This window comes from Mucilaginibacter sp. Mucisp73, from assembly GCF_059491465.1.
The window spans coordinates 897,940-911,252 of the sequence record NZ_CP168507.1; the positions used below are offsets into that span (position 1 = coordinate 897,940).

General features: G+C 40.8%; 12 protein-coding genes and 1 tRNA gene. 8 read left to right on the forward strand and 5 right to left on the reverse strand.

Going from position 1 to position 13,313, the window contains the following annotated elements:
- Positions 1 to 131: 131 nt before the first annotated feature.
- Positions 132 to 407 carry a hypothetical protein gene (locus ACEN82_RS04060; protein ID WP_413317858.1) on the forward strand — a complete coding sequence of 92 codons (276 nt, stop codon included), beginning with the start codon at positions 132 to 134 and terminating at the stop codon, positions 405 to 407.
- A 5-nt stretch (positions 408 to 412) separates the two neighbouring features.
- Entirely contained in the window at positions 413 to 1,669 is a 1,257-nt protein-coding gene (locus tag ACEN82_RS04065; RefSeq protein WP_413317860.1) for a type IX secretion system plug protein, read from the forward strand.
- Between the two features lie 337 nt (positions 1,670 to 2,006).
- On the opposite strand, the gene gap is transcribed toward ACEN82_RS04065, so the two are convergent.
- From gap to pfkA, 3 genes are read right to left on the reverse strand one after another with little or no spacing between them, the layout of a single operon-like run.
- Positions 2,007 to 3,002 carry a type I glyceraldehyde-3-phosphate dehydrogenase gene (gene gap, locus ACEN82_RS04070; RefSeq protein WP_090527744.1) on the reverse strand — a complete coding sequence of 332 codons (996 nt, stop codon included), beginning with the start codon at positions 3,000 to 3,002 and terminating at the stop codon, positions 2,007 to 2,009.
- Between the two features lie 6 nt (positions 3,003 to 3,008).
- On the reverse strand, positions 3,009 to 3,857 hold the full coding sequence (locus tag ACEN82_RS04075) for a hypothetical protein (RefSeq protein WP_413317862.1): 849 nt from the start codon (positions 3,855 to 3,857) through the stop codon (positions 3,009 to 3,011).
- Between the two features lie 7 nt (positions 3,858 to 3,864).
- Positions 3,865 to 4,851, reverse strand: a complete 987-nt coding sequence (gene pfkA / locus ACEN82_RS04080) for a 6-phosphofructokinase (RefSeq protein ID WP_413317864.1) — start codon at positions 4,849 to 4,851, stop codon at positions 3,865 to 3,867.
- Positions 4,852 to 4,980: 129 nt separating this feature from the next.
- On the opposite strand from pfkA, the gene ACEN82_RS04085 reads away from it, so the two are divergent.
- Complete coding sequence (locus ACEN82_RS04085) at positions 4,981 to 5,673, forward strand: NUDIX hydrolase (RefSeq protein ID WP_371328320.1); 693 nt, start codon at positions 4,981 to 4,983, stop codon at positions 5,671 to 5,673.
- 344 nt (positions 5,674 to 6,017) lie between these two features.
- Here ACEN82_RS04085 and ACEN82_RS04090 read toward each other — a convergent pair whose 3' ends face one another.
- Both ACEN82_RS04090 and ACEN82_RS04095 read right to left on the reverse strand, forming a co-directional pair.
- Positions 6,018 to 6,878, reverse strand: a complete 861-nt coding sequence (locus ACEN82_RS04090; RefSeq protein ID WP_413317866.1) for an N-acetylglucosamine kinase — start codon at positions 6,876 to 6,878, stop codon at positions 6,018 to 6,020.
- A 329-nt stretch (positions 6,879 to 7,207) separates the two neighbouring features.
- Entirely contained in the window at positions 7,208 to 8,137 is a 930-nt protein-coding gene (locus ACEN82_RS04095; RefSeq protein ID WP_413317868.1) for a Nif3-like dinuclear metal center hexameric protein, read from the reverse strand.
- 108 nt (positions 8,138 to 8,245) lie between these two features.
- Between ACEN82_RS04095 and ACEN82_RS04100 the strand changes: the two genes are divergently transcribed.
- The 5 genes from ACEN82_RS04100 (at position 8,246) to ACEN82_RS04120 (ending at position 13,134) form a co-directional block, all read left to right on the forward strand.
- Positions 8,246 to 9,427: a glycosyltransferase family 87 protein gene (locus ACEN82_RS04100; protein ID WP_413317870.1), complete on the forward strand. Its 1,182-nt coding sequence runs from the start codon at positions 8,246 to 8,248 to the stop codon at positions 9,425 to 9,427.
- A 249-nt stretch (positions 9,428 to 9,676) separates the two neighbouring features.
- The gene (locus tag ACEN82_RS04105) at positions 9,677 to 10,645 is read left to right on the forward strand and encodes a glycosyltransferase family 2 protein (protein ID WP_090527721.1); all 969 of its coding nucleotides are present in this window, start codon (positions 9,677 to 9,679) and stop codon (positions 10,643 to 10,645) included.
- Positions 10,626 to 11,432 carry a polysaccharide deacetylase family protein gene (locus ACEN82_RS04110; protein WP_413317872.1) on the forward strand — a complete coding sequence of 269 codons (807 nt, stop codon included), beginning with the start codon at positions 10,626 to 10,628 and terminating at the stop codon, positions 11,430 to 11,432. Before ACEN82_RS04105 ends, ACEN82_RS04110 begins: the two co-directional genes overlap by 20 nt.
- Positions 11,433 to 11,573: 141 nt before the next feature.
- A tRNA-Arg gene (locus ACEN82_RS04115) sits at positions 11,574 to 11,647 on the forward strand.
- Between the two features lie 209 nt (positions 11,648 to 11,856).
- Positions 11,857 to 13,134 (forward strand): site-specific integrase, encoded by a 1,278-nt coding sequence (locus tag ACEN82_RS04120; RefSeq protein WP_413317874.1) that lies wholly within the window; start codon positions 11,857 to 11,859, stop codon positions 13,132 to 13,134.
- The last annotated feature ends 179 nt before the right edge of the window (positions 13,135 to 13,313 follow it).

Here is a 13,313-nt window from a genome sequence, read left to right on the forward strand (position 1 = left end):
CATTGCTATAATAATATCCAGTTGCCTTATTATAGTTGGGGCAGGTCACGGCGCGGTACCAATGATGTTGATTGAAATCATGGCCCCGATAGCAAAAGGGCTTAAGTTTTCATTACAACTATCCAATAATAATGAAAGACACCCTTGCGGCATCAGCGTTGTTCTTTTTTATCGGACAACTTTTGTTGTTTTTCGGTACACACAGAATGCATGTAATTACACGGCTTATTGGTGTTATATTTATGTGGACAGGTTTACTTTACCAGACACACAATATGTCCAACGATGGTGGTGCTAAGTTTACATTTGCTACAGGCGCCCCATTCTTATTTTTATCAATTGCATTGTTTAGTTTTGATGTCAGGCAGAATTGGCTGCAGGATAAAACAAATATTGAAGAGGAATGAAATTGATGAGATTTTTTTTGAGTATTGCGCTCTTTATCTTATTTGCTCAACAAAGCTTTGCACAACAATCCCCCTACAACAACAACGTTTACTCGCCGACTATAAAAAGCGTTGAGTTTTATAACACTGCCAAGCAGGGCTCTTTCCCGGTTATTAATTTGGGGACCGATGAAAAGGTGCTGCTAACTTTCGATGACCTGCGCGGGGGCAGCCGTAACTATTATTATACCATTGAGCATTGCGATGCCAACTGGAACTCATCCAACCTTTCATCTGCCGAATACCTGCAAAGCTTTACCGACGACCGGCTGTACAATTACAGCTACTCAACCGGCACCATGCAAAAATATACCCATTATGAAATTTCGTTGCCCAACAATAACATCGCCCCCAAAATATCGGGCAACTATGTGCTGAAGGTTTATGAAGATGGCGATCAAAACAAAATGGTGCTTACCCGCCGCTTGTACGTGCTGGGCAAACGTGTTTCGATAGCTGCCGATCTGGTAGCTTCGGCCAATAATGCTACCCGGCAAACTAATCAAAAAATCAATTTTACGGTTGATTATTCGGGCCTTGTTGTGCAGAACCCGGCTTATGCTTTGCGTACTTTTATTATGCAAAACGCCCGTACTGAAACGGCGGTGCTTAATGGGCAGCCAACTTATATTCGTGGTTCGCAGTTAATTTATAATGATGTAAGCATTAATGATTTTCCGGGCCGTAACGAGTTCAGGCTGTTTGATATGCGTACGCTCAAACTTAACTCGCAAAGGGTAGCCAAAATTTACAAAGACTCCGTTAACGTAGTGGTACTGCTTGGCGACCCCGTGCGCGACCAGCCCAACTACATTTTTCAGTACGATAATGACGGCAAGTTTTACATCCTGAATAATGATGGTACCACGCCGGCCACCGATGCCGATTACGCTCACGTATACTTCACGTTATCAACCAATAAAAATCCTAAAGACGGAGCACCTTATGTGGTAGGCCAGTTTAACAATTACCGCCTTGATGATAGCAATAAGCTGCACCCACTTGACAATGGTAGGTACACCGTAAATATGCTGTTAAAACAAGGCGTGTACGATTACGAATACGTTTGGGTAGATGCCCAAACAGGCAAAGCTGATGATATCCCTTTTGAGGGCAGCCATTTTGAAACCGAAAACGAATACCAGGTACTTACCTATTATCGTCCTCCCGCGGCCCGTTGGGATGAGCTGGTTGGTTATAGGGAGTTGGTGACGAAGAGGTAGACCTCTCCTAAATCCTCTCCCTTTTGAGAGGGTTTTGAATACCAGCAAAGCAGGACTGGCACGAACTACTGACTACTTTAATAGTTAATAATTGCAGAGGCTTGCAAGTTGTAAACGATTTTGCTACCTGCGGGTTAATGGGGCAATTGGTTGTAAAGTAAAGTTCAAACATCTGCACAATCAATAGTTTTCATGTATTGTTAGATATTAAAGCGTAGGTGCCTGCTACAAATTAATAAATTTTCTGAATATCCATGCGGCGTAGTAAGCCCTCTCTAACAAAAAACGCCCTCCGGTTATCCGAAGGGCGTTTTATATGATCTAAAAAAATCAGCGATTATAATTTGCCAATTTCCTGAACAAGGTCAATCAGTTTGTTTGAGTAACCCCACTCGTTATCGTACCATGAAACAACTTTTACGAAGTTATCATTCAGGCCAATACCTGCTTTAGCGTCGAAAATTGAAGTACGCACATCGCCTTTAAAGTCTTCAGATACAACTTCATCTTCAGTGTAACCAAGGATACCTTTTAATTCGCCTTCAGAAGCTTCTTTCATAGCAGCTTTGATGGTTTCGTATGAAGCACCGTTTTTCAAACGTACAGTTAAGTCAACTACAGATACGTCGGCAACCGGTACGCGGAATGACATACCTGTTAATTTACCTTTTAACTGAGGTAAAACTAAACCTACTGCTTTAGCTGCACCTGTTGATGAAGGGATGATGTTTTGGTAAGCACCACGACCACCTCTCCAATCTTTTGCAGATGGGCCGTCAACTGTTTTTTGAGTTGCAGTAACAGCGTGTACAGTAGTCATCAAACCTTCTTCGATACCAAATTTATCGTCCAATACTTTAGCGATAGGAGCTAAACAGTTGGTAGTACATGAAGCGTTTGAAACGATGTTTTGATCGGCTTTCAACGCTTTGTGGTTAACACCCATTACAAATGTAGGGGTATCATCTTTTGCAGGAGCGCTCATTACTACTTTTTTAGCACCGGCGTCGATGTGTTTTTGAGCAGTTTCCTGAGTTAAGAACAAACCGGTTGATTCAATTACAACCTCAGCACCTACTTCATTCCATTTAAGGTTAGCAGGGTCTTTTTCGGCAGTAACGCGGATGGTTTTACCGTTAACAACCAAATGACCGCCTTCAACAGCAATAGTACCATTGAACTGACCATGGGTTGAATCGTATTTTAACATGTAAGCCATGTAATCCGGCTCAACAAGGTCATTAATACCAACAACTTCAATGTCTGGTCTTTCAATTGCAGCCCTGAATGCCAGGCGGCCAATACGGCCGAAACCGTTAATTCCTATTTTCATGATTTTTTAATTTTTACTTGAATAGTAGGTTAATAAATTATTTATGGGTTCTTTAATTATGTTAGTGATTTGCAGATCAGCTTCGGCGGCAGCTTCATACAAGTGTTCCTGAAAATTAAAAGCAACAGAGCCTGCAAAGTGAACAGACGTACCCGGGTGTTGCTGATATAAAGGTAACAAATATGTGGAAATTAGCTTGCTAAATCCTTTTTTTATGACGTTTTGCAGATGATGATCGTTTTTATTATCGAGATAAAAATCGGTAAATGAGCTTAAAAATAAAGCAGGTTGTTTTTGCCGGTAAACCTTTTCGAGCAGGTTTTTGCGGTCGGCATCGTATTTATGAATAAACTTTTTGCGGATAGATAGAGGCAGGGTATCGTTCATGAATTCCTTGATGAGCTGCCTGCCCAGCCAGTTGCCCGATCCTTCATCGGCCAGGATATAACCCAAGCCATAATTGTTTGGCCAAACTCTTTTTCCGTCATACCAGGCGGCATTGCTGCCGCTGCCGCAAATGCTGATAATGCCGGGTTCGTTTTTACAGCAGGCTATAGCTGCCCCGGCAATGTCATGCTCAACAGAAACTTTTCCGAACTTGAAAAAGGTTGAAAAAGCACTATGTACTATCTTCTTCCGTTCATCTGACGAGGCGCCCGCACCAAAAAAGTAGATGCGTCTGATCACTTCGGCGTGGTGTATAAGATTGATGTTTTTGTTGAGGAGCTGAAGGATGTGCTTCTCGTCGTTAAAATAGGGGTTTATGCCATTGGTTTTAAAGGAAGCAACAGTTCTTCCCTTATCAGTAAGCCTCCAATGTGCAAAGTACGATCCGCTATAAACAACTGCAATCATTAATAATCTATATCGATAATATATCCATCATTTGTAAAAGGTCTTCTTCAAGCTTAAACTCGTGCTGGTTAAGTGCTGCTTCCAGGTCTGTCATCATGATCTGATTGGCCTGCAAACCTACCATTTTTTGTGATTCGCCTGCAACCAAAGCGTTAACTGCTGCAAAGCCAAGCCTGCTGCCCAAAATACGGTCAAAGCTTGACGGTGCACCGCCCCGTTGCAAGTGGCCTAAGATAGTAACTTTTATGTCGTAATTTTTAACTTCTTGTTGTACAGCCTTTGCCACGTCATAAACACCGCCGTTTTTATCACCTTCGGCAACAATTACAATGCTTGATGATTTTTTGTTCATGTGACCCTCTTTAAGGTTTACGATCAAATCATCAATAGCGGTAGCGCGCTCGGGTAATAAAATAGCCTCGGCACCGCATGAGATACCTGCACGCAAGGCAATAGCGCCCGAGTCGCGGCCCATAACCTCTATAAAGAAAAGGCGGTCATGCGCATCGGCAGTATCGCGGATTTTGTCGATAGCCTGGATAACCGTATTGGTAGCGGTATCAAAACCAAGGGTATAGGTTGAACCGCAAAGGTCATTATCAATTGTACCCGGTACGCCCATTACTGCAATGTCGGGATACTTACGTGAAAAACGCAGAGCACCGGTAAAAGTACCATCACCGCCAATAACCACAAGGGCATCGATACCACGGGCTTTGGCGTTTTGGTATGCTATCTCCATGCCCTCGTAAGTTTTGAAAGGCAGGCAACGCGCGGTTTTTAAAATGGTGCCGCCCAAATTAAGGATGTTACTTACCGAGCGTTTATCCATTTCGTACATGTCGTTTTCGATAAGGCCTTTATAACCCTGCCTTATACCTACAACTTCCAGCCCGTTATACAGTGCGGTCCTCACAACAGCACGTATACAAGGGTTCATTCCGGGGGCATCACCACCCGAAGTTAAAACCCCTATTTTTGATATTTTACGCATCTTTCACTCCTTAAGTTTACGCTACGAAGATACTGTGTGTAAATTACACCATTAAATTTTATTTATTTTTTTTTGGATTAGGAATTAAGGCTATATCTTTAAACTTATTAACTAAATCTCACTAATAGTTTGGAACTAATGTTACCCAAGTTTGATTCCGTATTCTCGATTGACTGCGTGATATTCGGCTTTGAAGCCGGCGAGCTTAAAATTTTGCTTATTGAGCGAAACGAGGAGCCATATAAAGACTGGCTTGCACTGCCCGGCTATATTGTTGAGCAAGACGAGAGTATTGATGATGCGGCTGAGCGGATCCTGTATGAGCTTACTGGTTTACGTGATTTGCACATGCAGCAGTTTCATACTTTTGGCGAAGTGAACCGCCACCCCCAGGGCCGTGTAATTACGGTTGCTTACTATGCATTGATCCGCATAAACGGGCAAAAGGAATTACGACCGGTTACCCAATATGCCAAAAAAGCATTCTGGCATCCGGTAAGCGAATTGCCTAAACTGGCGTTTGACCATAGTGAGATCTTTAAAACAGGGTTCAATAAGATAAAGCGCCGACTACACTATCAGCCGATAGCGTTTGAGTTATTGCCCGAAAAATTTACGCTTACCCAATTGCAGTCGCTTTATGAGGCTGTTTTGGATAAGAAGCTTGATAAACGCAATTTTCGCAAAAAGATGCTCAGCTATGGCTTTTTGAAGGAGCTTGATGAAAAGCAGAAGGGAGTATCGTACCGCGCCGCTAAGCTCTACAAATTTGATAAACGCAAATACGGGAAGATTTTTCAGGGAGAGATGAATTTGGTGTAGCTTTTAGAGAGTCAGGAAGTTAGGATAGAGTCAGGAAATCAAGAGTCAAGAGCCAAGAAAGAAATAGAATTATAAAATAGAAGGGTTGGAAGATTTTCCAGCCCTTTTTGTTTTTAGTGATCTTTTCACCCCGTCATTATAAGGCACGAAGCAATGACGGGGTGGAGAGGGGCAGGTGCCCACTATCTGTAGAAAGTGTGGTGACACAGATATACGGACGACAGAACCATCCCATTCATTTGTTGAAGAACACGTAAAAAGCAAAAGGACCGGAAAATCTTCCAGTCCTTTTTAGCTTAAAATTTTAACGTCTTAGGTCTTGATTCTTGATGTCTTGCTTCTAACTATAAAGAAGAAGGTGCTAATTCCAAATGGTATTTCACCAGGTTATCTATAGGCGAGCGGATGATGTTGCCAACAACCATGCCATTTTCAGTAACTACTTCTTCCAACACGTTACGGAAGTTATAGCCTACCGAACCGATGCAGTTGAAAGTGTATTTTTTGTAATCAGGGTAGTGGGTTACCAGGTTACGGAAGAAATCTTCGAACGAGGTACGTACCAGGTTGCGTGAATATTCGATGTGTACGTTGTTATCGTAAACAAATTTGCTGAAGCTTGCGCAAAAACGGTTTGCACGCGGCTGGGTATAAACCTGCTCATTGATATCATCAGGAGTAAGTTTGTAAGTTTCCCAGAAAAGGGCACGTACAGGCTCGGGCATATAACCGCGCAGGTAATCTGTTAACAACTTTTTGCCGATGTAGCAACCGCTGCCTTCGTCACCAAGAATATAGGCGCCCGAATCAATATTGTGTACAACTTCTTTACCATCATAAATGCAGGTATTGGTTCCGGTACCTAATATGGCGGCAAAGCCTTCGGTGTTACCAAGCAAAGCACGGGCAGCAGCAAGTAAGTCATGGCCAATATTAACTTTAGCGCCGGTGAAAACTACTTTCATAGCTTCCTCAACAATTTTACGCATTTCGGGGGTTGAACAGCCGGCACCATAGTAATTTACCTCTGTGATCAGGTTTTTTTCAAGATCGGTTGGCAGGCTTTCGTTCAGTGACTGTATAATATACTCTGTACTTGAAAAGTAGGGGTTATAACCCTCGGTATTGAAGTAAACTTTTTTTCCCTCTTCGGTAACCAGGCACCAATTTGTTTTGGTTGAGCCACCGTCAGCAATTATGATCATAAATTTTTGTTTTTTTAAAAATCGGTTAAAAGTAGGATTTACTTATTGTAAAAAAAACACTTAGTATTTTAAAAAATGAAAATTGCGATTTTTACTTAAATTATAGCTACTTTTTTGTATAAATTAAACTTTAAATGGTGCTTTTATACCATTGTTATCAATAATTAATCAGGTCAACTATACCTTTTTTTAAATGTAAAGTTTACAGATAAGCAGTGCACCCTACAATTTAAAAACAGAGTAATTTACAATTGTACGCAATGTTACATTATTAAGCAAAATATTGGCTTTAATTAATGCTAAAACGTGTATTTTGTATTACAAACGGGTTACATAAACGCAAGTGAATTACCCGGGTGAATGTGTGTGGCTTTAATGCCGGGTACGTTTTGCTTCAGCCATCCTATCATAAACTCCGAACCCGGTTCTTCGCTGGCAATATGCCCTAATACAATTAATGAAAGTTTATCGCCTTTGGCTTGGGCGTCCCGCACATATTCGGCAGTTTCCCATTCAGAAATTTCACCGCAAATCAGTACATCTGGTTTTTTGGTGCTCATTTCGGTGATCTGTCTTTTACCGCCGGCCGCTCCAGGTAACAGCAGCACCTTTTGGCAGCTTTGTGATGGATTGCCAATGTAGCGTACCTTCTCAATTTTTAGCTTCTTTTTAAATGTTTCGATAAGCGAACTTAAGGAGGTAGACGGAATGTTTAACAGGTTCCCTGTTTCGGGTTTGTAATAGCTTATCCAATCAAGCTGCTTTAACAAACCAATGCCAACGCCATCGGGTTTAAGGCTATGTATGGTATCATGGTTGCGCCAAACCGCAATGTTGTACTTGTCGAGCAATTGTTTTTTATACTGAAATACGTCATCGTTGGCCAGCCAGGTGGTTTCATCGGCATGGTTATAAAAAGTTGGTTCGTGTGCTATGATAAAATTAGCCCCTAAGCTGATTGCTTTTTCAATAATGCCAATGGTTGCAAACATGGTGGTAACTATGCCGGTAACCACAATATCGCGGTTGCCCGATTTTAGGGTATCAACCGTATTAGGAAAGGGAGCGCCGGGTACCTGTTTCATAAAAAGGTCGATGATTTGCCCTACAGTGATGTGCTCATCAGGTTTGGTAAGGGTTATGGCATCTGCCGCAAAAGGGGCTGACAGCAACGCAGCGGTGCCTGCTAAAGCACTTAACTGGGTAATGAATTTACGGCGATCGGGATTATGATTAATGGGGGAGAGGTTTGAATTCATGGTATGATTGGGTTTGTTCAAAGATAACACGGGACAAGTTAATTTAAGGACTTGTAATAATTGTGTGACATATTTATATCTTCGCATAAATTTAAAGACCCCTAATCTGTGCAAAAACTTGCGAAGCTTATCACCAACAAACCTTTTGTTTATTCTTTATGGTTTGGCCTAAGTCTGTTTCTGGTAATTAAAGGTGTTTTGGCCCACCAGGGGTTTAACAATTACACCATCTTTAAGTATAACTTTTTAAATACCATCCATCAACATAACCTGTATGCTTATCAGCCTGAGCATTATTATGACCTGAACCACTACGGACCAGTATTTTCAATTATCATGGCGCCATTTTCTATCCTGCCAGATAGTATCGGGGTTATTTTATGGGTGCTGTTTAACGCGTTTATCCTGTTTAAGGCTATTCAACTATTGCCACTAAAAAAAGATCAGTATGTTATTGTGCTTTTGCTGTGCGCCCATGAGTTGATGACGGCGTCGGCCAATGTGCAAAGCAACCCTATGATAGCAGCGCTTATTATATTGGCTTTTAATTTCATAAAGCGCGAGCAGGATTTTTGGGCTGCATTGATGATAGCTCTCGGTGCATTTATAAAACTGTATGGTATAGTTGGGTTGGCTTTCTTTTTCTTTTCTGCAAATAAGCCAAAGTTTGTGTTAAGCTTTATATTTTGGTCGGTGGTGTTATTTGTTTTGCCTATGGCCATTTCGTCACCTTCGTTTATTATCCAAACGTATCGTGACTGGTACGCCGACCTGCTGGTCAAAAACTCAGGCAATCAACATTCGGTAATGCAGGAAATTTGCTTTACCGGTTTTATCCGCAAAGCTTTTCACTATGATGATCTTAAAAATATGTATGTAATAGGACCGGCGCTGGTGTTGTTTGCACTATCGTACCTTCGTATAGGTGCTTATAAGGTTTTGGAATACCAGCGCCTGATCCTTTCATCGGTATTGATCTTCGCTGTGATATTCAGCAGTTCGGCCGAATCATCAACCTATATTATCGCTTTTGTGGGTGTTGCAGTTTGGTTTATGAATTTAAACCGACCGGTTACCGGTTTTGAGATTTTCCTGTTGATTTTAGCATTGCTGATAACCAGTCTTTCACCATCAGATCTTTTTCCGTCGTTTATCCGCACGCAGTATATAGTTCCGTATAAATTAAAATCGATACCCTGCTTTTTGATATGGCTTAAAATAATTTATGAAACGCTTACCAGGGATTTTGCCGGCGAAAAGAAAAACGAGCTGACCCCAACAACAGTTTAGCTTTACGGATTGTCTTTTTACTGTAAAACGGGAAAATTTGCAGATTAATAAATAATTATTAATTATGTTTGTAACAGAAAAGTTACGTTAGGTGTATTTTATACTTTTTTAAAAAACTGATTACGCCAGTTACGTTTTATAACAATTTGCCGTAATGTTATTTTATATAAAAGAGTGTGTGAAACTGCAACCAAATATAAGCTTTAATTACTATACCACCTATTACAATTAAAAATCCATAGTATAACTATGACTTACCTTGCCGATAAGAAGATCTCTATTGTTATACCCTCTCATAACGAAGAAAAAAACATTAGTTATTTAATTGAGCAACTTCGTGAAACACTTTCGCCCACGGGATATGCCTATGAGCTGATCTTTGTTGACGACGGAAGCCGCGATAATACCCTGAATGAGTTAAAGATCAATGCCGAGCTGCATTCCAATGTATTTTATGTAGAACTTTCGCGCAACTTTGGTAAAGATTATGCTCTTAAGGCCGGTATTGCAATGGCGCAGGGCGATGCCGTGATAACAATGGATGCTGATTTGCAGCACCCGCCACAGCTGATCCTGAAGATGTTAAACCTTTGGGAAAATGGCTATGATATTGTTTACACCTATCGCGAAGGCGAAAACCCTCATGGCAAGGGTTATCAGAAAGTTACGTCAAAATTGTTTTATAAAGGCCTTAACATGCTTTCGGATATCAAGATGGAAAATGGTACCGCCGATTTCAGATTGATTGATGAAAAAGTCGTAAAACAGCTTAAACTGATTGACGAATACGAGATCTTTTTTAGGGGGATAATTAAATGGGCAGGATATAAACAGGTTGGCATTCCTTATGTGCCATCAAAACGGCATACCGGCGAGGCAAGCTACTCGTTTGCAAAGCTGGTTAAACTTGCTGTAGGCAGCATTGTGGCGTTCAGTGCAAGGCCGCTTTACATTGTATCATTAATTGGGTTACTGGTTTCATCACTGGCTATTTTGTATATCCCTTATGTATTAGTAAGCTACTTTTTAGGTTACGCAGTTTCGGGATGGGCATCAATTATTGCTACCATAGCCTTTTTTGGCGGCCTTCAGTTACTTGTAATGAGTGTTATTGGAGTGTATGTTGGCAAAATATTTATGCAGTCTAAACATCGCCCACATTATATCATCCGGTCGTCAAACGTTGTTATTGTAAATAATGATTTTATTAGGGTTTGATGTTGAAGAGTTTGATATGCCGTTTGAGTACGGTAAATCAATACCATTTGATGAGCAGCTTGAAATTTCGACAAGGGGTACCAACACGGTACTCGATTTATTAAAAGACAGAGGTATAAAGGTTACCTTCTTTTGCACAGCTAATTACGCCAATCATAAGACCGAAGTTATCAAAAGGATGGTAGCCGAAGGGCATGAGATAGCATCACACGGGTATTATCATTCAGATTTTAAGGCCGAACATTTAAGGCAGTCGAAGCTGGCCTTGGAGGATATTTCCGGAACTGAAGTAACAGGCTTCCGCATGGCACGGATGATGCCTGTTGATGAGACTGAAATAGCAAAAGCCGGCTATGAGTATAACTCGTCTATAAACCCAACCTGGCTGCCCGGGCGGTATAATAATTTTGATAAACCACGTACCTGGTTTTATGATCATGATGTGCTGCAGATTCCGGCTTCGGTTTCGCCGGTAATACGTTTTCCGCTTTTCTGGTTAAGCTTTCATAATTTGCCGCTATCTTTATTAAAACGTATGGCTTCGGCAACGCATAAAAAAGACGGTTATCTGAACTTGTATTTCCACCCCTGGGAATTTACCGACCTGCACGATAAAGAAAAGTTCGGTTTCCCGGGCTATGTTTCCAGAAACTCGGGCGAAGCTTTTGCACGAAGGATAGCTGATTTTATCGATTGGGCAATGGACAAGGGTTACACCTTTGGACGGACGGACGGATTTTGTGAAACAATTAAAAACAAAAATAAACAAGAGCCCGTATTACATTAAAAAGCTGTTAAGCAGCTTATAGCAAATCAATTACCAAATTGATTGTTATTTTCAGCATAATTTTGCATATTTGCACCGCAAAAAAATATACAGTATACCACGGGTTCGAAACCATGTTTATATTTGTAGTTTAGACGCGATGGTCCTATAGCTCAGCTGGATAGAGCAACAGATTTCTAATCTGTCGGTCTCAGGTTCGAATCCTGATGGGATCACATGAAAAATAAAGCTGTTTCTTTAACAAGAAATGGCTTTTTTTATGCATACAGGGGCTTTTTTGGACCTCCTCTTATCTTGAAACGACAGTCGTCGTATCGTTGAAATTTACATAGTTTATTGTTAAATCTGACGCAAAAAGCGGTACAAAAACGGTACAACCGGTACAAATACGGTACAGAAATTTTGCGTTTTTAAAAACTTTCAAATGGCTACAGTAAGTCCAAAAGTATTAAAGCACCATCTAAAAACAGATGGTTCTTACAACGTGAAAATTCGGATTTTTCACAAAGGCGAAAAGCGGTACATTGATACCAATCATTATGTTTCGGACAAGCAATTGTCAAAGGATTTGGCTATAAAAGATCCTTTCATCAATCGGCAGCTCAACAAACAAATCGATGAGTATCGGATCGCTATAAGTGAGTTGGGTGAAAGACTTGATTTCTTTAGTGCTGAAGCACTAAGAGATTATTTGATTAGTAAAAACGAGGAGGTCAATTTCGTTAATTTCTGTGATGCTCATATTCGTCAATTAAAGAAAGATGGCCGAAGTGGCACAGCGTCAAATCATACTTCGGTAAGAAATAGTCTGGTGGATTATTTTGGAAGGGAGAAGGTTTCCGTAATGGAGATTTCTACGTTCATGTTGAAATCCTACGAACGATTCTTGCGCAGTAAACGCATTATAAAACGGATCAATCAATTTGGTAAGGAAGTGACAACAGATTGTAAGGGGGTTACCGATAGCGGAGTTTACAACTACATGCGGGATTTACGGACGCTCTTCAACGCAGCCAGAGAGAAGTACAATAATGAAGACTTGGGTATAATCAAAATACCGCACTATCCCTTCGCCAAATACAAAGTCGGATCACCTCCTCAAACCCAAAAAAGGAACGTACCGCTAAAGGTCATTAAAAGCATCCGGAGTTGCCAGTTAAAACCAGATGGCAGAGCAGAACTTGCGAGGGATTTATTTATGCTATCATTTTATATGTGCGGAATTAACGCGGTTGATCTTTATAACTGCACTGAAGAGAACATCAAGAATGGGCGCCTCGAATATCACCGGTCGAAGACAAAGGTTAGAAGAAAGGACAACGCATTCATCAGCATTAAAATTGTCGATGAAGCAAAGCCATTGCTTAAAAAATATCTCGGCAAACTAACTTTAAGGTATGCCAATTTTAAACATCTGGATTCTGCTTTATCCAAAGGAATGAAGCAAGTTTCCGAACAACCTGGAATTCCTCCTGTCACATTTTATGGCGCCAGGCATTCTTTCGCCAACGTGGCACGAAATGATTGTAGAATGAGTAAAGATGATATTGCTTTAGCACTAAATCATATTGACCATACTCATACAACAACTGATATTTACCTTTCAAGAGATTGGAAAATAGTGGATGATGTTCAATCGAAGGTTATTGACCGTTTGAGGAAGATTGATAAGAAAGGTAAAACTGGAGTAGAAGCTTCTTAATTTTAAATGCCTGATCCTAGCAAAATAGAAAGGGTCAGGCATGTTTTGCCACCAGTTACTAATAATTTAACCGAACATGTGGCTATGCATTGTCCTTAAATACTTAATTTGTTAATTTGAATGTAACGGGCAATGATCGTGTTATAATGGCGGGTGTGTTTAGCCTAACCTATTCATTG

Coding starts and splice junctions, on each gene's coding strand:
- gap (WP_090527744.1), bottom strand. CDS start 3,002: ATGAAAATAGGAATTAACGGTTTCGGCCGTATTGGCCGCCTGGCATTC.
- ACEN82_RS04060 (WP_413317858.1), top strand. CDS start 132: ATGAAAGACACCCTTGCGGCATCAGCGTTGTTCTTTTTTATCGGACAA.
- ACEN82_RS04095 (WP_413317868.1), bottom strand. CDS start 8,137: ATGAATTCAAACCTCTCCCCCATTAATCATAATCCCGATCGCCGTAAA.
- ACEN82_RS04090 (WP_413317866.1), bottom strand. CDS start 6,878: ATGATCATAATTGCTGACGGTGGCTCAACCAAAACAAATTGGTGCCTG.
- ACEN82_RS04120 (WP_413317874.1), top strand. CDS start 11,857: ATGGCTACAGTAAGTCCAAAAGTATTAAAGCACCATCTAAAAACAGAT.
- ACEN82_RS04110 (WP_413317872.1), top strand. CDS start 10,626: ATGATTTTATTAGGGTTTGATGTTGAAGAGTTTGATATGCCGTTTGAG.
- ACEN82_RS04075 (WP_413317862.1), bottom strand. CDS start 3,857: ATGATTGCAGTTGTTTATAGCGGATCGTACTTTGCACATTGGAGGCTT.
- ACEN82_RS04105 (WP_090527721.1), top strand. CDS start 9,677: ATGACTTACCTTGCCGATAAGAAGATCTCTATTGTTATACCCTCTCAT.
- pfkA (WP_413317864.1), bottom strand. CDS start 4,851: ATGCGTAAAATATCAAAAATAGGGGTTTTAACTTCGGGTGGTGATGCC.
- ACEN82_RS04065 (WP_413317860.1), top strand. CDS start 413: ATGAGATTTTTTTTGAGTATTGCGCTCTTTATCTTATTTGCTCAACAA.